The organism is Desulfovermiculus halophilus DSM 18834 (assembly GCF_000620765.1).
GTDB classification, from domain to species: domain Bacteria; phylum Desulfobacterota; class Desulfovibrionia; order Desulfovibrionales; family Desulfothermaceae; genus Desulfovermiculus; species Desulfovermiculus halophilus.
The window spans coordinates 44,928-63,290 of record NZ_KK211185.1 but is presented as its reverse complement, the minus strand read 5'-3'; the positions used below and the strand labels follow the sequence as shown (position 1 = coordinate 63,290).

The window sequence follows — 18,363 nt, the reverse complement described above, 5'->3', positions numbered from 1 at the left end:
CGTGAGTAGCCGGGAGGGGGCAGGGATCCCCCTTTGGCGGGACTTAGAAAATACCGGGCCGAAAGTGGGCACACAGAAGAGATGGCAAACTCCAAAAATCCACAGGCTACGTCGAAGAACCAAAGAATTCCTGCTCCCTGTGCCGGTCCAGCAGGTTCCGGCCGGGCTCACTTCGGACTTGGCTGAAGCTTATGGTCCGCCGAACAACCGGCGCGTAATGTCGGCGACATGCCTACCCTGGAACCGGGCAATGGCCCGCTCGTTGTCCGTCGGCCACCTGGAGCCGTCGGCATCCGCCAATGTGGTCGCTCCATAGGGGGTCCCCCCGGTGACCTCCGACATCACGGTCAATCCCTGCTCTGTATATGGAACCCCGACCACGATCATGCCCTGATGCAAAAGCGTGGTATGAAAGCTGGTGATCGTGGTCTCTTGCCCCCCGTGTTGCGAGGCGGTGCAGGCAAAGACGCTGCCCACCTTGCCCACCAGTGCCCCCTGCAGCCAGAGCCCGGAGGTCTGGTCCAGAAAGTTGCGCATTTGGGCGCACATATTCCCGAATCTGGTCGGCGTGCCGAATATCACCGCGTCGGCCTGGGGCAGATCGTCCGGTTCGATCACAGGGATGTGGGCAAAGGCCTCCCGGGCCGCCTTCGCCCCGCTGGCCTCCAGCTTTTCCTTCGGGACAAGCTCCGCAACCTGAAACATCTGCACCTCGGAACCGGGCACCGATTCGGCTCCTTCCGCGATCTCCGTGGCCATCTCATAAACATGACCGTACATACTGTAAAAAACAACATAGATCTTGGGCATGGTCACTCCTTTTGGGGCCAATCTTCAACAGGCGGCACCTCTCAGATTTCAAGCTTGGCCCTTGACTCCGGAAAACGAAAACTCAGGATCTTTGACCCAGAAAGTGGAATTGCACCCAGAAGAGATGGCAAACTCCAAAAATCCATAGGCTACGCCAAAGAACCAATAAGGGTTTGCCGTCTCCGTGATCAGGCCGTCAGCTTGCATATTCGCATTCAGGCGGATAAAATACAATACCTTGTCCCAGCCATGCGTGCGCCCAAGGAAGCTACAAACCTCTACAGACCTGCAAAAGGAGGACGCCATGCACACCAAACCCGCCTATTTTCCTGTGCTGAGCATGATTGTATTGGCCGTATTCTGCATGACCGTCATCCCGGCTCCGGCCTTGCATGCCGCCATGCTGGGGACTGAATCGGTTCTTCCGAGCCAGGCCGAGACCACCCGAAGCCACCTGCAAAAGCTCCTGCAGAGGGATGAAGTTCAAAGCTCCCTGCAGGAGCACGGTATCAACCCCACGGAGGCACAAGCCCGGGTCATGGCCTTATCCGATGCCGAGCTGGCCAGGATTCAGAACCGGTTGGACACCCTCCCCGCCGGACAGGGACCGGTAGGGGCCATCGTCGGCGGAGCGGTATTCATCTTTGTGGTCCTTTTGATTACTGATATCCTGGGCTTTACCGACGTCTTCACCTTTGTCAGAAGCCGCTGAGACAAACCTGGGCATGCTGCGGGATAAAACGGTCCTTGGACCTTTACCGTATTTTTGCGGGTGCAGAGATCACAGGGCCAGGCCTATGTCTGCAGGAACCGGCCGCCCACGGCCGGCCGCGTTCACTTCCCTTGTATGTGCCGGCCTGCTTATCGCCTGCCTGGGCTGTGCAAGCCACACTCCTCTGCCCGGAGAGGGCATGCCGCCTCCGGACATGGAGGCCGTGTCAATTGCCGGGGTCCCGGCCTATGCCCAACAAGAACATCGTTGCGGAGCGGCAGCCCTGGCCTCGGTCCTCACCTGGAGCAGAGTCCGAGTATCCTCCCAAAATATCGGGACGCAGGTACACAATCCTCAGCGGGACGGCACGTTGCAGGCCGCCCTGATCAGCTCAGCCAGACGCAACAGAAGGGTCGCGTATCCGATTCACGGCCCCAAAGCCCTGATCCTGGAACTTAAGGCCGGACATCCGGTCCTGGTCCTGGTAAACAGGGGGCTGAGCTGGTGGCCGGCGTGGCACTACTCCGTGGTCTGCGGCTACAGGAGCGACCCCGGGGAAGTCCTTATGGCCCGGGGCACTCCGGTCAAAGAATGGGTTCCCTGGACCGCATTTCTTCGGACCTGGCAACGGGCGGACTTCTGGGGCCTGCTCGTACTCAGGCCCGACGACCTGCCGGCCACTGTCGAGGCAGACAGCTGGGCGCGCTCCGTGCACGGCTTGGAGCTGGCCGCTCACCACCGGCTGGCCCTGACCGGATACACCGCCGCCTTGACCAGGTGGCCGACCCATCTGGCCGCCATGATGGGCAGGGCCAACTGCTTCTACGCCCTCGGCCGTCTCAAGCTGTCCGAAGCGGCTCTGCGCCGGGCAGCGGCCCTGCACCCCGACTCCGGGCCGGTCCACAACAACCTGGCCCATATCCTCCTGAAACAGGGCAAACTCCAGGCAGCCGATGAGGCGATCAACGCCGCCCTGCGGCTGGGAAAACCGCATCCGCCTGCCTATGAACAAACCCGTGAGGCCATACGCCGGGCCCGAGACAGCCGGGCTCACTGAGTGCTTCCCATTGCCACTTTTTTGTCATCCATATATGTTGGCCGCAGCATACGGGATGCGCACACGCACCGGCTGATCAGAGCCAGGTTTTGCTCACGCCGCGCGAAGATGCGTCCCGGCCAATGACCTGCCTTGGGGCCCAAAATGCCAACAGGAGATCCACGCTATGTCCATTGCCCAGGAGATCGTTTCTTCAGCCCTGGCCTCCGGAACACAGACCCTGGACGAAGGCCAGTCCAAACGCCTGCTCGCCGAATATGGCATCCCCGTGAATCCGGAGAAGGAAGCGGCATCTGAAGACGAGGCCGCGGCCGCCGCCCGGGAAATCGGCTACCCTGTGGTGGTCAAGGCCTGCGGACCGGAACTGGTCCACAAGTCTGAACACGGTCTGGTCCACGTCCATCTTCCCGGGGAGCGGGAGGTCCGCTCAGCCTACCGAGCGGCCGTCAACGCGGCCGGTCCGGCCATGCGCTGCGCCTTGATCCAGCCCATGATCTCCGGGCGCAGGGAGTTCATGGCCGGCATGTTCCGGGACCCTCAGTTCGGGCCGGTGGTCATGTTCGGTCTGGGCGGCATATACACCGAAGCCCTGGCCGACATTGCCCTCCGCCTCGCCCCCCTCGATCCAGAGGATGCGCGGGCCATGCTGCACGAAATCTCTTCCTCCACCCTCCTCGGCCCTTTTCGCGGGGAACAGCCGGTTCGTGAAGAGGCCCTGATATCCGCGCTGACCGGCATCTCCCGCCTGGCAATTGATTTTCCCCACATCCAGGAAATCGATATCAATCCCCTGCTTGCGGCCAAGACCGGAGAACCGACAGCCGTGGACGCCCTGACCGTCTTGGGCCCTGAACCAGAAACCGAAAGCCGCCCCAGCCCCATCAAGCCCTCGGCGATCGCCCCCCTCTTCTCGCCCTCATCTGTGGCCTTTGTCGGGGCCTCGGGCACTTTGGGCAAATGGGGGCATATGCTCCCGGCCAACGTTATCAGCGGCGGATTTCAGGGCAAAATCTTCCTGGTCAACCCCAAGGGCGGAGAGCTTTTCGGCCGTCCGGCCTACCCCAGCCTGTCGGAGATCCCGGAACCTGTGGACCTGGTGGTGGTGACCATTCCGGCGGCCAAGGTCCAGGACCTCATCCCGGAGATGGTCCACAAGCAGGTCAAGGCCATGGTCCTTGTTTCCTCCGGCTTCAGCGAAACCGGTCCCCAGGGGTCGGCCATGGAAAAAGAGCTGGTCCGCAAGGCCCGGGATGCAGGGATTGCCATCCTGGGACCGAACACCATGGGCCTCTGCAATCCCCACGCCAAATTTCACTGTACAGGAACCGTGGTCCATCCGATCCCCGGAGCCACGGCCATGGTCTCCCAGTCCGGAAACATGGGGGTCCAGCTTTTGTCCTACGCCGTGCAGCAGGGCATCGGCATGCGGGCATTCTGTGGTTCGGGGAATGAAGGCCTTCTGACCATGGAGGACTTTCTGCAGGCCTTTGCCCAGGACCCGATGACCAAGACGGTCATGCTCTATGTGGAAAGCATCAAGGACGGCCGGCGTTTTGCAAAGAACATGAAGCGCCTGGCTGGGAAAAAGCCGGTCATTCTGCTCAAGGGCGGCGAATCCCAGGCCGGAAACAAGGCGGCTGCCAGCCATACCGGCGCCTTAAGCTCCGACATCAGGGTCTTTGACGCAGTCTGCCGCCAGAGCGGAGTGCGCAAGGTTGACGGCCCAATGGACCTCTTGCACCTGGCCGCTGCCTTTTCCTCCCTCCCGCTCCCCCGGGGGAACAGAGTGGTGATTATAACCCTGGGCGGAGGCTGGGGAGTGATCACAGCCGACCTCTGTGCCAGATACGGACTGCACATCCCGGAGCTGTCAACCGGCCTGTGCCGGGATATCGACCAACTCCTTCCCGAGTACTGGAGCCGGTCCAACCCTATCGATCTGGTCGGTGAATGGGACATGCACATGCCCATCCATATCCTGGAAAGTGTTTTGCAGTGGGAAGAATGCGATGCAGTCATCAACCTGGGCATCATGGGCCGCAAGAACTTTCTGAAACGATACCTGGACGCGGTCAGTGCGGTGGATCCGGCCATGAGCCGGGATCTTCTGGACCGGGCATATACCGAGGTCGCCGACTTTGAAACCTCCTATACCCAGGCGCTGGGCCGCCTGATGTCTGAATACGACAAGCCTGTGTTCGGGGTCCGCCTGGAGCAGGAGGAGGGAGACAAGGCCGTAATCGATGTCCCGGACAGTCCGTATAAAGCCGTTTTTTACGAAACACCGGAGAATGCGGTCAAGGTCTGTGCGGAGATGTATAGCTACTACAAGTACTTGCATTCCGGAACCCCGACAGAGTAAGGCCAGGGGCACAGACCGCAGGGCCTGGAGGTTGTGCCCTCTCCAGGAGAAAATGGTTCTGATCTTTGGTCGCATAAAAAGTTCACAATCTGAACCTTGCATCAGGTTGACAGCACATCCAGGAGCCCATATCTTTACGGGAAGCAATGAAAGATGGACATCCGAAAGGTACTTCATTTTGTTCACAAAATGTACAACCCCAGACCACAGGACAGTAACCGACAATGCTCGAATTGACCGGATCCATGCAGGCCGCTTTGGACTCTTCCCTGATCATGGCCGCCGGGATCAGCTTTCTAGCTGGTTTTTTGGCCAGCCTCACCCCTTGCGTCTACCCCCTGCTCCCGGTTGTGGTCACCTGCGTCAGCTCCAGCACAGTACATACCTCCAGCAGATGGCGGGCCTTTTCCGCTTCCCTGGCCTATGTCTGCGGCCTGACCGCGGTTTACGCCGGCCTGGGCATGATTGCGGCCTTAAGCGGCAGCTTTTTCGGCAGCGTGAGCACCAATCCCTGGGCCCAGTTCATTGTGGCCAACATCTTTATCCTGCTGGGCCTGAATACCCTGGAGGTCATACCCCTTCCCCTGCTCTCCTTAAGCGGCCGGGGGGCTGAGCGCCAAGAAAGAGGTCTGCTTGGAGCCTTTACCCTGGGAGCAGCTTCCGGGCTGGTGGCCTCCCCGTGTACAGCACCGGTTTTGGGCATTATCCTGACCTACGTGGGATCGACCCAGAACGTTATTTCCGGTGGGATCCTCCTTATTTTCTTTTCCCTTGGCTTAAGCCTCATCCTCCTGGCAGCAGGAACCTTTACCGGCCTTTTGACCACCCTGCCCAGGCCAGGGAACTGGATGAACTGGATCAAGAAAGGGCTGGGGTTGGCCATGATCGGTCTCGGCGAGTACTTTCTGATCCAGGCCGGCCGACTGATGTTCTAGAAATACACCGCATTACATAAGGAGATGAACATGCGTACAGCACATTATCTACTCATAGGCCTGATCCTGATCATGGCCCTGACTTCAGAGGTTCAGGCCGCCACGGTGGGCAATCCCGCCCCAAAGTTCGAGATCACCACTCTGGACGGACGTGAGGTCGATCTCCAGAGCTATGCGGATCAGGGCCCCCTGCTCCTCTTTTTCTGGACCACCTGGTGCAGGTACTGTGCGGACGAGATGAGGGCCATTGAAGACCTCAAGGATGAATACGGTCCCCAGGGACTGCAAATCCTGGGCATCAATCCAGGATGGCGGGACAGCGAACGAAGGGCAGAGGCCTTTCGCCGCCGTGAGAAGCTCGATCTTGCCCTGGCCTTTGATCAGAGCATGCGCTTGGGAAGCACCTACATGCTCCAGGGGGTGCCCACCCTGTTTCTGGTGGACACCCAGGGCACCGTCGCCTACCGCGGCCATGGAATCACTTCCCGCCTGCGGACCGCCCTTGACCGCATGTTGAGCGAGAGCTAACCTCCGACCAGAGAGCACGTCCCAGCTACACCGCATCCAGCATGATGTGTCCGCTGTCCCCATGAGGGATGAGGTGTGCTTGTTCACAACCTCAACCCGGCGGAACCGACTCCTTACATGCCTGCCACACCCGATGCCTCCGGGCCCAAAGTCTTCCCCCCCGACCTTCCCTGCACCTCTATCCTGGAGAGCATAGCCGACGGGGTGTTCACTGTTGATCTGGACTGGAACATCACCTTTTTCAATCACTCGGCAGAACAGATCACCTCCATCTCCAGCCAGCAGGCGGTGGGCCACAAATGCTGGGAGATCTTCCACTCCAGCCTCTGCGACGGCTCCTGCGCCCTGGATCACTGCCTGGCCAACAATACAATCATCAGCAACAAGTCCATCTTCATCGTCCGCCCGGACGGAGAGCGGGTGCCCATCTCCATCAGCGCCGCACCGTTGTACACCCAGACCGGCGAGCTCATCGGTGGCGTGGAGACCTTCCGGGACTTGAGCGCTTTGCAGCTCATGCGCCAGGAGATGGAACAGGCCTACACATTCGAAGACATCGTGGGTAAGAGCCAGGTACTGAAAAAGGTCTTCCGCATCCTGCCCCAGGTGGCCCAGAGCCCGTCCTCGGTCCTTTTGACCGGCGAATCCGGAACCGGCAAGGAGCTCTTCGCCCGGGCCATCCACAACCTGAGCTCCCGCAGGGACAAGCCCTTTGTAGTGGTCAACTGCGGCGCCCTGCCGGAGCAGCTGTTGGAGTCCGAGCTGTTCGGCTACAAGGCGGGGGCCTTCACAGACGCAAAAAAGGACAAGCCAGGCCGATTCCATCTGGCCCACACCGGGACCTTGTTTCTGGATGAAATAGGCGAGCTGCCCCTCTCCCTGCAGGTCAAGCTTCTCCGGGTCCTTCAGGACCGGCAGGTCGAGCCCCTTGGCGCTCTGCGCCCTGAAGCCGTTGATGTCCGGTTCATCGCCGCCACAAACCGGGATCTGGACCAGGACGTCCGCAACGGGGCCTTTCGTCAGGACCTCTTCTATCGTCTCAACGTGGTCCAGCTCAATCTCCCCGCGCTTCGAGAGCGCACAGAAGACCTCCCCCTGCTGGTCAATCACTTCATCCGGCGCTTTAACCTGATGCAGAACAAAAACATCGCCGGGATCTCCGAAGATGCCCTGCGCGTCCTTATGCGCTACAGCTTTCCGGGCAACGTCCGGGAACTGGAAAACATTATCGAGTATGCCTTCATCCTCTGTCCCGAGGGCTTCATTCAGATCGAGCACCTCCCAGAATTTTTGCATCCCCACTCCGAGACCCAGACCACAACCCCGCGAACCCTGGAGGAGATCAAGTGCCGGGCTGTGCTCCAGGCCCTGGAACGCAACCAGGGCAAAAAGATGGCCACCTGCCGGGAGCTGGACATCTCCAAGGACACCTTGCGCCGCATGCTCGAGCGGTGCACACCTTCAGGCGCAAAATAAGCCCACACCACACCCCGCACCGCGCAATTTGCGCCCACAGGCCAATGTATCCTTTCCCCTGCATTCAGCAACATGCTGGCATTTCTGTTATTATTATAAATGGCCCGCAGCTTGCATTTTATAGATTCTGGATCCTGTCCCCGGCGATTCTGGGCGCATCCCGCTCCTGCGTGCCGGGGCCTCTACAGATCTATTAATGAAAGCAAAAAGTTGTTTACTTTTTGCGCGCTGCACTGAAACTGCGCGGGAAATAAATTCCCGCTTGCGGGCATAGCGCGAGTCCCGCCATAGGCGGGATAAAAAACATCCCGCACCCATTAGTAAAACCCATGACTGTCGATTATGCGAATTTGTCTTGCTGCCTACAATCACAGGCTTGCCGCCCTGTTCGACAATGCCTCCCGGCTCCTGCTCTACGACGTGGATGGAGCAGCCCTGCATCCGGCCGGAGAGGTGCACCCCCCGGAACGCGGGGCCGCCTCCAGGGTCGCTGCGGTCCTGGCCTGCGGGGCTGAAGTCCTGGTCTGCGGCGCATTGAGCAGGTGCACCCGGTACATCTTGTCCGATTCCGGACTCGTTGTCTGGGACTGGGTGCGGGGGGATATCGACGAGGTCCTTTCCGCCTGGTCCCGGGGGCGGCTGCAGGACTTGAGCATGCCCGGCTGTCAACGGGCAGTCCCCTGCTGCCTGCGTTCAAAGCAAGAGTAACCTCAACCCAGAACAAAGGAGAACGGTATGAAAATAGCCATCAGCAGCCAAGGAAAGGATTTGAGCTCCGCACTTGATCCCCGTTTCGGCCGGGCCTCCGGCTTTATTGTCTATGATGATGCCAGCGGGGCATACGAGTACGTTTCCAATCAGCAAAACCTGGAGGCCATGCAGGGAGCAGGGATCCAGACCGCACAGAATGTAGCCCGAACCGGAGCGCAGGCGGTCATTTCCGGCCATGTCGGCCCCAAGGCCTTTTCCGCCCTTCAATCCGGAGGAATCGACATCTATCTGTCCCAGTCCGGAACTGTGCAGGAAGCCCTGGACGCTCTGCAGGCAGGGAAGCTGGAAAAGGCACAGGATGCGGACAAGCCCGGACACTGGTAGGCGACTAGGAAAAGCGGGGGCTCACAAAAATCCACGGGCAAAATCGAAAAACGAGGCCCTTCGACACTGGAAGTGGAATTTCATACATAAGAGTTTGTTGTCTATTGTATGTGCCGTTAACGAAAGGCCCGAACATTTTCTTGGTCCCGCCACCCGGCACTCACGTGTATGATAAGCTTTCGTCACACAGAAAGCAGTGACCTGCACGTGAGTAGCCGGGAGGGGGCAGGTATCCCCCTTTGGCGGGGCTTAGAAAATACCGGGCCGATAGTGGGCACAGACAATAGACATCAAACTCTTAAAATCCACGGGCTACGTCGAAGAACCAAAAACGAAAACTCTCCCTGAAAGGATATCATGTATGAAACATCAAGGCATACACCTGCAGTGGCGGACAGCCGATGATTCGCCGACCACAGCCCAGACCGACGGCTCGTATTCCATGTCCCTGGAGGGCACTGCCGTGTGCGTCTGTCCCAGCTGTCTGCAAAGATTTCCCAAAAAATCTGGACAGGCCTGCGTGGATTGCCGGTGTCCAGTGTGCAACGTCCCGTTGCGGAACAACTGATCAGGAGATGATACCATGCGTTTAGTAGTTGCCAGCGGCAAGGGCGGAACCGGCAAGACCACCGTGGCCGTCAATCTGGCCTGGACCATAAAATCCCTGGGGCACAAGGTCAGCTTCGTGGATTGCGACGTTGAAGAGCCCAATGCTCACTATTTCTTACAGGCCGAATGGAGCTCGGAAGAATCCCAGACCGTGCCTGTCCCTCACGTCGATACCCAGGCCTGCCTGGGGGAATCCTGCCAAAAATGCGCCCAGGAATGCCGGTTCAAGGCCTTGATCTGGATGGTGGATTCCATTCTGGTCTTTCCTGAGCTCTGTCACAGCTGCGGCCTGTGCCAATATATCTGCCCGGCCGGGGCCATTTCCGAAACAACCCGGACCATCGGCACGCTACGCCGCGGCTCCTCCCAGGATCTGGATGTCTATGGCGGCCTGCTGCGCATCGGAGAAGCCATGGCCCCGCCCCTGATCAAACGGGTCAAGGAAGCGGCATCCCCAGCAGACATTCAGATCATAGACGCCCCTCCGGGCACATCCTGTCCGGTTATCGAGGCCATGGACGGAGCAGACTTTGTTCTCCTGGTTGCCGAACCAACGGCCTTCGGGCTCCACGACCTGACCCTGACCGTGCACCTGATGCGCAAGCTGAACATCCCCTTCGGGGTGGTCATTAATCGGGAAGGGATGGGCGACGGCCGGGTCAAGGACTATCTGGACCGGGAGCAGGTGGAGATCCTGGCCACTCTGCCTCATACCCAGGAGGCTGCGACCGCCTATTCCCAGGGCCGTCTTCTGGTGCAGGCCTTTCCGGAATTCAAGGACTATTTTAGCGCACTGTGGGAATCGGTCCAGGCCAGGACTGCAGCCCCGGCCGAGGACACCCAGGATATGCGAGGTGATGAGCAATGAAGGAGCTTGTGGTAATAAGCGGCAAAGGCGGCACGGGCAAAACCACGGTCACCGCAGCTCTGGCCGGGCTGGGACCGGACAAGGTCATTGCGGACTGCGATGTGGATGCAGCCGATATGCATCTGATCATGTCCCCGGAGGTGCGTTCCACTCACGACTTCTACAGCGGGGAGCTGGCCGAGATCGATCCCAACGAATGCACCGAGTGCGGCGAGTGCAGGGAAATGTGCCGATTCGGGGCCATCAGCGCGGACCTTCAGGTTTTGCCCGAACACTGCGAGGGATGCGCCCTGTGCTATCATGTCTGCCCCGTCCAGGCCGTGCACATGCATGAACGCCTGTGCGGGCAGTGGTATGAGTCCGCAACCCGTTTCGGCCCCCTGGTCCATGCCAGCCTGGGGATCGGGGAAGAAAACTCCGGAAAGCTGGTGACCACGGTCCGCAAGGCCTCCCAGGCCACAGCCGAGGATAAGGGCTATGAGCTGGTCCTGGTGGACGGGTCTCCGGGCATCGGCTGTCCGGTCATCGCGTCCCTGACCAATGCGGATGTGGCCTTGCTGGTCGGCGAACCGACGGTTTCTGCTGTCGGCGACCTTCGCCGGGTCAGCGAACTGACCGCACATTTCGGGATCAAAACCCTGGCCTTGATCAACAAGGTGGATATCAATCCAGAGCTGGTGCAGGAGCTCAAGGATTTCTGCACCCGGCAGGGAATTGAAATCGTCGGTGAGTTGCCCTATGCTCCGGCCTTTACCCAGGCCCAGCTTAAGGGACAGACCATCTGCGAGTACGATCCCCAGGGCCTGGGACAAACCATGGCCGGGATATGGGAACGTATAGAATCATGTCTGTAAATACACATACAAACCCCTGCACAGTACATACGGAGGAACACCATGAGTGACAAGACATGCGGCAGCTGCTCAAGCCAGTCCGGCTGCCAGGACAATCAACAGCAGCAGCAAAACGACGAAAAACTCAATCAGTGCCTCGGGCGGATTAAGAATAAGCTCGTGGTCATGTCCGGCAAAGGCGGGGTGGGCAAGAGCAGCGTAGCCACCAACATAGCTGTGGGCCTATCCATGGCCGGCCAGAAGGTCGGACTCTTGGACGTTGATGTTCACGGCCCGAGCGTTCCCCGCATCCTCAACCTGGGCGATGTCAAGCCGGAGGCCGGGGACGGATGCCTCATGCCTGTCCGCTGGAGCGAAAACCTCTCGGTCATGTCCCTGGGCTTTTTGCTTCCGAACAAGGAGGACTCGGTCATCTGGCGCGGACCGATCAAGATGAGCCTTATCCGCCAGTTCCTGGAAGAAGTGGCCTGGGGCGAGCTGGAGTATCTGGTGGTGGATTGCCCGCCGGGCACCGGGGACGAGCCCATATCCGTAATGCAGCTCTTGGGCAATGACGCCCAGGCCGTGATCGTGACCACGCCTCAGGTCCTGGCCATCGACGACGTGCGGCGGTCTGTAAACTTCTGCACCCACACCGGCAACCCGGTCCTTGGAGTTGTGGAGAACATGAGCGGATTCGTCTGCCCCCACTGTCAGCAGACAGTGGACATCTTCAACACCGGAGGCGGGGAAAGGCTGGCTGCGGACTGCGGCGTTCCCTTCCTGGGCCGCATCCCCCTGGATCCGGAAATGGTCCGCTCCGGGGACATGGGCTATGCCTATATCAAGACCCATGACCACACCCCCACGGCCCAGGCCATCAACGCCATCATCAAACCCATCCTCAACCTGTCCGGCACTCTGCAGGACAACACCGCCGGGGAGCAAAAGCCGGTTCAGACCCCGGCCGCCGGGGACAACGGCCACTTGCGGATCGCCCTGCCGGTGGCCGAGGGCAAGCTGTGCATGCACTTCGGGCACTGCCAGCAGTTCGCCATGGTTTCCGTGGACCAGGAGAAGCAGACCATCGAAAGCATGGACATGCTCACTCCTCCGCCCCATGAGCCGGGAGTCCTTCCCCAGTGGCTGGCGGAACAGAACACGAATCTGGTCATCGCCGGTGGCATGGGCTCCAGAGCCCAGAGCCTGTTCACCCAGAATGGGATTCAGGTCCTTACCGGGGCCCCGGCCGGAACCCCGGAGGAACTGGTTCAGGCCTACCTCAGCGGCTCCCTGGCCACCGGGGACAACGTCTGCGACCATTAACTTTTGCGACCACTAAAAATAAAGGGGGATTCCTGGAACCAGGAATCCCCCTTTGATTTATTAGGGATTCTTCAGTCTCTTCGCTCCCTCAGAATCACAAGCGGGAAGAAACAGATCGAAATCCGCCGGTCATCATTCTTCGTTCTTGTCATTCTGAGTGAGTCTTCGAGCGAAGAATCTCTCTTTGCAATCAATAGCCCCGGTCCCTTAGAATCTATCTCCTCAGCCTCTGCGCGGGCTTGTCCAGTTCCAGCTGCAGATAGGCATCCCCCGGCGGCTCACCTTCCTTGCCGGAGCGTCCCTTATACCGCAGCCGGAGAATGGTTCCCTGTCTGCTTCCGGGCGGGACTTTCACCCTCAGACGTTCCTGTTTCCCATCTCGATCAATGACTATGCTCACCTCTGTACCCCGATAGGCCTCCTGAGCCGATAGAGGAAGAGAAAAGTGCATATCTTTGTCTTCTGCCTCCGGCCGCCCCCAAGCCAGCTGCTTCATCTTCTGCCCTATCTTCTGCCACAGACCGGACTTCTTCGCGGGCCGGGAGCGGACCTCCTGTGCGGTTCGAGGCTGACCCCGAACTGACGGGTCCCCCCCGGCAGACGACGTGGAGCTCCAGTAGCCCTTCCCCCCCTGGGGGCCGAAGGTGAAGACGCCGCCCACAAAGAAGCCCCGCCCGCCGAAAAAGAGGTTATTGAAAAAGGAGCTGTCAAAGCGCATCCCCCGGCGGGAAAATTCCTGCTGCATCTCGGCAAAGACCCTGCGGGCCTCGGGGTTATTGAGAATGTCCCGGAAGATGTCCTCAAAGGAGGCATGCCCCTGTCCGCTCCGGCCGGCGGCGGAGGTTCCCTGCCAGCCGTGCGTCCGGCTCCCAAAGGTGCGTTGCTGGTCATATTCCCGGCGCTTGCCCGGATCCATGAGCACGGCATAGGCCTGAGTAAGCTCCTTGAATCTGGCCTCGGCTTCCGCTTTGTTGTCCGGATTGCGGTCCGGATGGTGGAGCAGGGCCTGGGTCCGGTAGGCCTTCTTGATCTCCTCGGTCGAAGCCTGAGGATCCACCCCCAGCAGGGCGTAATAGTCGCTTCCTTGGCTAGCGTGCATGGCAGTCGGCCGTCACCCCCTCCTTTCTGCCTCCGGCGGCTTCTTTTTCCGCCTTGTATATGGCCAGCTTCAACGCGGCGCAATGCACGTCCCCGGCCAGATGCACCGGACTCTTGCCCCCGATAGGATCCCATCCCGCGGGATTGGCCGTACAGTAAAACTGGGTCTTCAACCCCAGGGCAACAGCGGCCTCATGGGCCTCCATGCCGATGAGCTCCCCGACAGTCTTCCAGGTCGCTCCGCAGGGAGCCCCGCGCAGAACCTGAATGTCCTCTATCTTTCCGTCCTTGAGCCGGACTCTGTACTCCGGATAGCCGAAGAGATGTCCGTATCGCCCACAGTCCGCGCTTTTGGGCAGGGCGCAGCACACGGGAGGCGTATGGCTCCAGGTATCATCATGCGTTTTCCCGGAAGCGATCAGGGGGACTTCGTGTTCCCGGCAAATCCGGGCCAGCTCGTCGGACAGATCGGGATGGGGCATATAATCCAGAACCAGATCGGCCTCGATGGATCTCGGGAGATAGAGTTCCGGTTCATCAAGGAGCTCCGGAAGATCCTCGGATATATCCACAGTTCGGACCTCAAACGCGTCCCCGCCGTAGTCCTGTATCCCCTGAACCTTCTTCTGCCCGCTGCCCCGTTGTTCAAAGACGACTATCTGTTGCGGATTCTGATCAGACATTCCTTTCCACCTTATCTTGACTGCGCAGAGTAGATTTCTGCAAACACCACGTATTCAGCATCCCCTGCGTGTTCTGTACACTGAAAAAATTGGCTCTTCGACACAGAAAATGGAATTGCGTCTATAAGAGTTTGCCGTCTCTTCTGTGTGCCGTAAGCGGCAGGCCCGCACATTTTCTTGGTCCCGCCACCCGGCACTCACGTGCATGATAAGCTTTCGTCACACAGAAAGCAGTGACCTGCACGTGAGTAGCCGGGAGGGGGCAGGGATCCCCCTTTGGCGGGACTTAGAAAATACCGGGCCGAAAGTGGGCACACAGAAGAGATGGCAAACTCCAACAATCCACAGGCTATGTCGAAGAACCATAAAATCATCCGGCCATCCGGGATGTATCCTGCTGCCGTCCCTGAAGCCTTAAGCATCCTTATAGGCCTGATGGGCCCTGACTTCTTCTGCCAGCCATTGTATCCACCCCTGCATCCCTTGTCCGGTTTTACAGGATAGAGGCAGCACGGTCAGCTCCGGGTTCAGCTGCCCGGCCCGCTCCCGGAGGACGTCCAGATCGAAATCGAAAATGCTCAGGGCATCAATCTTATTCACCACCAAAACCCGGCACTTTGTGAACATCAGCGGATATTTCAGCGGCTTGTCGTCTCCCTCCGGGACACTTAAGATCATGGCCGAAGCGTGGGCTCCGGTGTCGAACTCCGCCGGACAAACCAGATTGCCCACATTTTCTACAATGATCAAATCCAGATTATCCGTATCCAGGGCTTCTACCCCCCGGGCCACCATGGCCGCATCCAGGTGACAAAAGCCGCCTGTGCGCAGCTGGACCGCCTGCACCCCGGCCCGGGTCACGGTTTCCGCATCCACACTGGAATCGATGTCCGCCTCGATGACTCCGATCCGCAACCGCGGGGCCAGGGACTGCACGGTCTGGACAATCAGGCTGGTCTTGCCCGCCCCGGGGGAGGCCATGAGATTGAGCAGCAAGACCCCCTTGGCCCGCAGGCTGGCCCGCAGCTGATCCGCCTCCTGCTCATTCTGGGCCAGAATCCCTTCCTTGACCTCTATAAGCCGGATATCGTCTGTCATTATCTCGAATCCTTCATCATTCACACCTAAAAACGCAAGACTGCGTACTTGTATTTTTACAACGCCATTTTCCTGAACTCACAGTGTCCTTGGTCGAAGCCGGGGATTGGTCCGTGGACTTTCGAGTCACGACCGATAACGCTTCCTGGCGACGTGGAGGATACGCTGTCGGTCCTCACAAACCCACATGCCTGCCAAAGCGCAGGCACAACGAAGCATGAAAATAACACATCCTGTAAAAACAAGACCTTAGAGCATTATTTTCATACAAACCCACATGCCTGCCAAAGCGCAGGCACAACGAAGCATGAAAATAACACATCCTGTAAAAACAAGACCTTAGAGCATTATTTTCATACAAAAATGTGCGGGCCTGCCGCTCACGGCACACAGAAGAGACGACAGACTCTTATGTATCCAATTCCACTTTCTGTGTCGAAGAGCCCAAATAGACTCTGTTAGATCTTTTTTTTCATACAAACCCACATGCCTGCCAAAGCGCAGGCACAACGAAGCATGAAAATAACACATCCTGTAAAAACAAGACCTTAGAGCATTATTTTCATACAAACATGCGGCCCGGGTCCAAGGCCCTATACCGCCTCTAGATTGACAATCGTGTATTCCCGGCCGGAAATCAGCAGGCAGTCCCTGGATGTACACCTGGGGCAGGCAATCCGTTCCCGGGAGGTAAGATCCAGGTTGAACCTGTGCCCGCAGGACCGGCATTCCATGGCCGCCGGCACCCGCTCGATCTTCAGCTTCGCTCCTTCGGCCACAGTTCCTTTACTCAAGTGGTCGAAATAGCGTTGCATCCATTCCTCTTCCAGGTCACTCATCTCCCCCACCCGCATCTGAACGGCGTGGACCTGCTCCACCCGGTGCTTTCGGGCGTGCTTGAGCACCACCTCCAAGACCTCGCGCATAACCGGAAGCTCATGCATCCTCCATCCGCTCCCTGGCCATGTTCATATAGGTTTCCACCACATTCTTTGGGGGCTCATAGACAGTTCCGTCGTCTCTGGGCCCAAGGTGCAAGGCTTCAAACTCGCAGCCATTGACGCACACACCGCAACCGATACACCGGTCAGGATCGATCTCAGCCGCATCCTGGACCACAATGGCCTGCATGGGGCAGCGCTCCTGGCACACCCCGCATCCAGTACAAAGGTCCGGATCAACCCGGGCCTGAAAGTTGGTGTGCACATGCCGAGCCGGGGTGTCCATCCGCTTCACATTGCGCAGGATCTGGCAGCAGCACCCGCAGCACATGCACAGAGACACCGGCTTCTGGGCATTGCTGGGCTGAAGGACCAGACCAGCCTGTTTGCCCTTCTCCACTATGCGCAGGGCTTCGTCCTTGTCGATCTCCCGGCCCAATCCGTTTTCCAGGTAGAAGTCCGCCCCGCCGCCGAAGACCAGGCATGTTTCCAGGGGGGCGTCACAGGCTTCGCCCAGCAGCCCGCGTTCCTTGCGGCAGATGCAGTCGGCGACCGCGATCCTGGACTGGGAGGCAACAATCTGTGCAGCCTGATCAAAAGGCATGATCTCAGCCTCCGGCTGCACATCCTCGGAAACCGGAATGACCCGCATCTGCTTGGTCCGGGTCCGTTCCCAGGCCGAGCGCATCAATGCCGGAACATATTCATTGAAGTAGCGGACAAGCTCCTCATCCAGGTCATTGACGTGATATTCCCAGATCCCGACCACGAACTGGGCGGCCATGTACGAAACCGTGCCCTTCCTGCGGTAGCGGAAGATAAGCCCCTTTCTGGCCATTTCCTCCAGGGTATTTGCCAGCTCATCGGGCTCCATTCCCAGCTTGGGAGCCAGGGACTCCGGGGTCTGGGGCATCATGGACAACGTGGAGGCGATCTCAGCTTCCTGGGGTGTAAAAAGCTTGCGCAGGATCTTCAGCTCCACTCCGCTCTCGGTGGCCGGAAATCCGGCAGGCAGGGAATCCAAATGCCGGGCCAGCCGGGTGTACACATCAGCCATGTGCGCGCTCCTTGTGGGTTATAACTGCGAAACGTCCTCCGTCCGTTTAGAATCAAGGGCCAAAAAACAGTCAAAGATCATCCGCTCGAAGGCCTGCAGAGGGGCGGTGGACTTATCGACTTTCATCTGCACCATGGCCCCCTGCCAGGCATTGAGCAGAAATCCGGCCAACTCCCGGACCTGAAGGCCCGGGTCCAGCTCACGCTCTTTTTGGGCCTGCTCCAGGAGGCGGGCCATCCTGGACTGCAGATCGGCATACACCGACTGCAGACGTTCCCTGAAATCTTGGTTCAAGTCCCCCATTTCCTGGGCCATATTCCCAATGGGACAGCCGCCCCGGCACTTGTTCTCTGCAAAGAGGGCGGTAAACCCGGCAAAGAAAGTGCGCAACCTGTTCAGGGCGGACAAATCGGAGCGGGCAGCGGCCTCATCCAATCTGGCGTTCAAAATCTGGGCGTAGAAATCGATGAGCTGCAGGCCGAAATCGTTTTTGCTTTGAAAATAAAAATAGAACGAGCCCTTGGGCACGCCCGCAGCTTTGAGGATCTCCTGGATCCCGGTGTTGTTAAAGCCTTGATTGTGCACGATCTCTGCACCGACACGCAGGATCGTGGCTTTGGTAGACGTGGTTTGCCCTGTGGCCATGCCCTCCTCCCTTGGGCCTAATCGTTCAGACCCCTTCCCAAAGTTCAGGGGGCCCTGTCCAGCCTGGCGGTGACCAGCCATTTTACTCACAGTTGGCGTGGAGCCCCTGCATTGGGACTGATACCAAAAATTAGGCTCTTCGACACAGAAAGTGGAATTGCCTACATAAGAGTTTGCCGTCTCTTCTGTGTGCCGTGAGCGGCAGGCCCGCACATTTTCTTGGTCCCGCC

At 58.9% G+C, this 18,363-nt stretch carries 19 protein-coding genes; 12 read left to right on the top strand and 7 right to left on the bottom strand.

Annotated features, from left to right (window positions below; translation table 11 throughout):
* Positions 1–189: 189 nt before the first annotated feature.
* Positions 190–810, bottom strand: coding sequence for an NAD(P)H:quinone oxidoreductase (gene wrbA / locus N902_RS0114690; protein ID WP_027371511.1), 621 nt, complete (start codon positions 808–810; stop codon positions 190–192).
* Positions 811–1,114: 304 nt separating this feature from the next.
* On the opposite strand from wrbA, the gene N902_RS0114680 reads away from it, so the two are divergent.
* From N902_RS0114680 to N902_RS0114625, 12 genes are all read left to right on the top strand, one after another.
* Complete coding sequence (locus N902_RS0114680; protein WP_027371509.1) at positions 1,115–1,522, top strand: PA2779 family protein; 408 nt, start codon at positions 1,115–1,117, stop codon at positions 1,520–1,522.
* Between the two features lie 85 nt (positions 1,523–1,607).
* Positions 1,608–2,579 (top strand): PA2778 family cysteine peptidase, encoded by a 972-nt coding sequence (locus N902_RS18220; RefSeq protein WP_161635200.1) that lies wholly within the window; start codon positions 1,608–1,610, stop codon positions 2,577–2,579.
* A 166-nt stretch (positions 2,580–2,745) separates the two neighbouring features.
* Entirely contained in the window at positions 2,746–4,941 is a 2,196-nt protein-coding gene (locus N902_RS0114670; RefSeq protein WP_027371508.1) for an acetate--CoA ligase family protein, read from the top strand.
* A 224-nt stretch (positions 4,942–5,165) separates the two neighbouring features.
* The gene (locus N902_RS0114665) at positions 5,166–5,876 is read left to right on the top strand and encodes a cytochrome c biogenesis protein CcdA (protein WP_051564641.1); all 711 of its coding nucleotides are present in this window, start codon (positions 5,166–5,168) and stop codon (positions 5,874–5,876) included.
* A 30-nt stretch (positions 5,877–5,906) separates the two neighbouring features.
* A complete protein-coding gene (locus N902_RS0114660; RefSeq protein ID WP_027371506.1) occupies positions 5,907–6,404 on the top strand; it encodes a TlpA family protein disulfide reductase in 498 nt (165 codons plus the stop codon).
* Positions 6,405–6,521: 117 nt separating this feature from the next.
* The gene (locus tag N902_RS0114655) at positions 6,522–7,880 is read left to right on the top strand and encodes a sigma-54 interaction domain-containing protein (protein WP_051564640.1); all 1,359 of its coding nucleotides are present in this window, start codon (positions 6,522–6,524) and stop codon (positions 7,878–7,880) included.
* Positions 7,881–8,222: 342 nt separating this feature from the next.
* Positions 8,223–8,588, top strand: a complete 366-nt coding sequence (locus N902_RS18215; protein WP_051564639.1) for a NifB/NifX family molybdenum-iron cluster-binding protein — start codon at positions 8,223–8,225, stop codon at positions 8,586–8,588.
* 27 nt (positions 8,589–8,615) lie between these two features.
* A complete protein-coding gene (locus N902_RS0114645; protein ID WP_027371504.1) occupies positions 8,616–8,975 on the top strand; it encodes a NifB/NifX family molybdenum-iron cluster-binding protein in 360 nt (119 codons plus the stop codon).
* Positions 8,976–9,336: 361 nt separating this feature from the next.
* Positions 9,337–9,543 (top strand): hypothetical protein, encoded by a 207-nt coding sequence (locus N902_RS0114640; RefSeq protein WP_027371503.1) that lies wholly within the window; start codon positions 9,337–9,339, stop codon positions 9,541–9,543.
* Between the two features lie 15 nt (positions 9,544–9,558).
* A complete protein-coding gene (locus N902_RS18210) occupies positions 9,559–10,452 on the top strand; it encodes an ATP-binding protein (protein WP_051564638.1) in 894 nt (297 codons plus the stop codon).
* Positions 10,449–11,306 carry an ATP-binding protein gene (locus N902_RS0114630; protein WP_027371502.1) on the top strand — a complete coding sequence of 286 codons (858 nt, stop codon included), beginning with the start codon at positions 10,449–10,451 and terminating at the stop codon, positions 11,304–11,306. Before N902_RS18210 ends, N902_RS0114630 begins: the two co-directional genes overlap by 4 nt.
* Positions 11,307–11,348: 42 nt before the next feature.
* Positions 11,349–12,611: an iron-sulfur cluster carrier protein MrpORP gene (locus tag N902_RS0114625; protein ID WP_027371501.1), complete on the top strand. Its 1,263-nt coding sequence runs from the start codon at positions 11,349–11,351 to the stop codon at positions 12,609–12,611.
* 214 nt (positions 12,612–12,825) lie between these two features.
* Here the strand turns inward: N902_RS0114625 and N902_RS19950 are convergent, their stop codons facing one another.
* The 6 genes from N902_RS19950 to N902_RS18195 form a co-directional block, all read right to left on the bottom strand.
* Positions 12,826–13,710, bottom strand: a complete 885-nt coding sequence (locus N902_RS19950) for a J domain-containing protein (protein WP_027371500.1) — start codon at positions 13,708–13,710, stop codon at positions 12,826–12,828.
* The gene (gene dfsP / locus N902_RS18205; protein WP_084288476.1) at positions 13,700–14,392 is read right to left on the bottom strand and encodes a DUF166 family (seleno)protein DfsP; all 693 of its coding nucleotides are present in this window, start codon (positions 14,390–14,392) and stop codon (positions 13,700–13,702) included. Before dfsP ends, N902_RS19950 begins: the two co-directional genes overlap by 11 nt.
* 414 nt (positions 14,393–14,806) lie before the next feature.
* The gene (gene hypB / locus N902_RS0114610) at positions 14,807–15,490 is read right to left on the bottom strand and encodes a hydrogenase nickel incorporation protein HypB (protein WP_034623116.1); all 684 of its coding nucleotides are present in this window, start codon (positions 15,488–15,490) and stop codon (positions 14,807–14,809) included.
* A 593-nt stretch (positions 15,491–16,083) separates the two neighbouring features.
* Complete coding sequence (gene hypA, locus N902_RS18960; RefSeq protein WP_051564637.1) at positions 16,084–16,434, bottom strand: hydrogenase maturation nickel metallochaperone HypA; 351 nt, start codon at positions 16,432–16,434, stop codon at positions 16,084–16,086.
* Positions 16,427–17,488 (bottom strand): ATP-binding protein, encoded by a 1,062-nt coding sequence (locus N902_RS0114600; protein WP_027371498.1) that lies wholly within the window; start codon positions 17,486–17,488, stop codon positions 16,427–16,429. Before N902_RS0114600 ends, hypA begins: the two co-directional genes overlap by 8 nt.
* A gap of 18 nt (positions 17,489–17,506) precedes the next feature.
* On the bottom strand, positions 17,507–18,133 hold the full coding sequence (locus tag N902_RS18195; RefSeq protein WP_034623113.1) for a TetR/AcrR family transcriptional regulator: 627 nt from the start codon (positions 18,131–18,133) through the stop codon (positions 17,507–17,509).
* Positions 18,134–18,363: the final 230 nt, after the last annotated feature.

Bases quoted from the DNA above. Each gene is read 5' to 3' on its own strand.
- wrbA (WP_027371511.1), bottom strand. From the start codon at position 810: ATGCCCAAGATCTATGTTGTTTTTTACAGTATGTACGGTCATGTTTAT.
- N902_RS0114680 (WP_027371509.1), top strand. From the start codon at position 1,115: ATGCACACCAAACCCGCCTATTTTCCTGTGCTGAGCATGATTGTATTG.
- N902_RS18220 (WP_161635200.1), top strand. From the start codon at position 1,608: ATGTCTGCAGGAACCGGCCGCCCACGGCCGGCCGCGTTCACTTCCCTT.
- N902_RS0114670 (WP_027371508.1), top strand. From the start codon at position 2,746: ATGTCCATTGCCCAGGAGATCGTTTCTTCAGCCCTGGCCTCCGGAACA.
- N902_RS0114665 (WP_051564641.1), top strand. From the start codon at position 5,166: ATGCTCGAATTGACCGGATCCATGCAGGCCGCTTTGGACTCTTCCCTG.
- N902_RS0114660 (WP_027371506.1), top strand. From the start codon at position 5,907: ATGCGTACAGCACATTATCTACTCATAGGCCTGATCCTGATCATGGCC.
- N902_RS0114655 (WP_051564640.1), top strand. From the start codon at position 6,522: ATGCCTGCCACACCCGATGCCTCCGGGCCCAAAGTCTTCCCCCCCGAC.
- N902_RS18215 (WP_051564639.1), top strand. From the start codon at position 8,223: ATGCGAATTTGTCTTGCTGCCTACAATCACAGGCTTGCCGCCCTGTTC.
- N902_RS0114645 (WP_027371504.1), top strand. From the start codon at position 8,616: ATGAAAATAGCCATCAGCAGCCAAGGAAAGGATTTGAGCTCCGCACTT.
- N902_RS0114640 (WP_027371503.1), top strand. From the start codon at position 9,337: ATGAAACATCAAGGCATACACCTGCAGTGGCGGACAGCCGATGATTCG.
- N902_RS18210 (WP_051564638.1), top strand. From the start codon at position 9,559: ATGCGTTTAGTAGTTGCCAGCGGCAAGGGCGGAACCGGCAAGACCACC.
- N902_RS0114630 (WP_027371502.1), top strand. From the start codon at position 10,449: ATGAAGGAGCTTGTGGTAATAAGCGGCAAAGGCGGCACGGGCAAAACC.
- N902_RS0114625 (WP_027371501.1), top strand. From the start codon at position 11,349: ATGAGTGACAAGACATGCGGCAGCTGCTCAAGCCAGTCCGGCTGCCAG.
- N902_RS19950 (WP_027371500.1), bottom strand. From the start codon at position 13,710: ATGCACGCTAGCCAAGGAAGCGACTATTACGCCCTGCTGGGGGTGGAT.
- dfsP (WP_084288476.1), bottom strand. From the start codon at position 14,392: ATGTCTGATCAGAATCCGCAACAGATAGTCGTCTTTGAACAACGGGGC.
- hypB (WP_034623116.1), bottom strand. From the start codon at position 15,490: ATGACAGACGATATCCGGCTTATAGAGGTCAAGGAAGGGATTCTGGCC.
- hypA (WP_051564637.1), bottom strand. From the start codon at position 16,434: ATGCATGAGCTTCCGGTTATGCGCGAGGTCTTGGAGGTGGTGCTCAAG.
- N902_RS0114600 (WP_027371498.1), bottom strand. From the start codon at position 17,488: ATGGCTGATGTGTACACCCGGCTGGCCCGGCATTTGGATTCCCTGCCT.
- N902_RS18195 (WP_034623113.1), bottom strand. From the start codon at position 18,133: ATGGCCACAGGGCAAACCACGTCTACCAAAGCCACGATCCTGCGTGTC.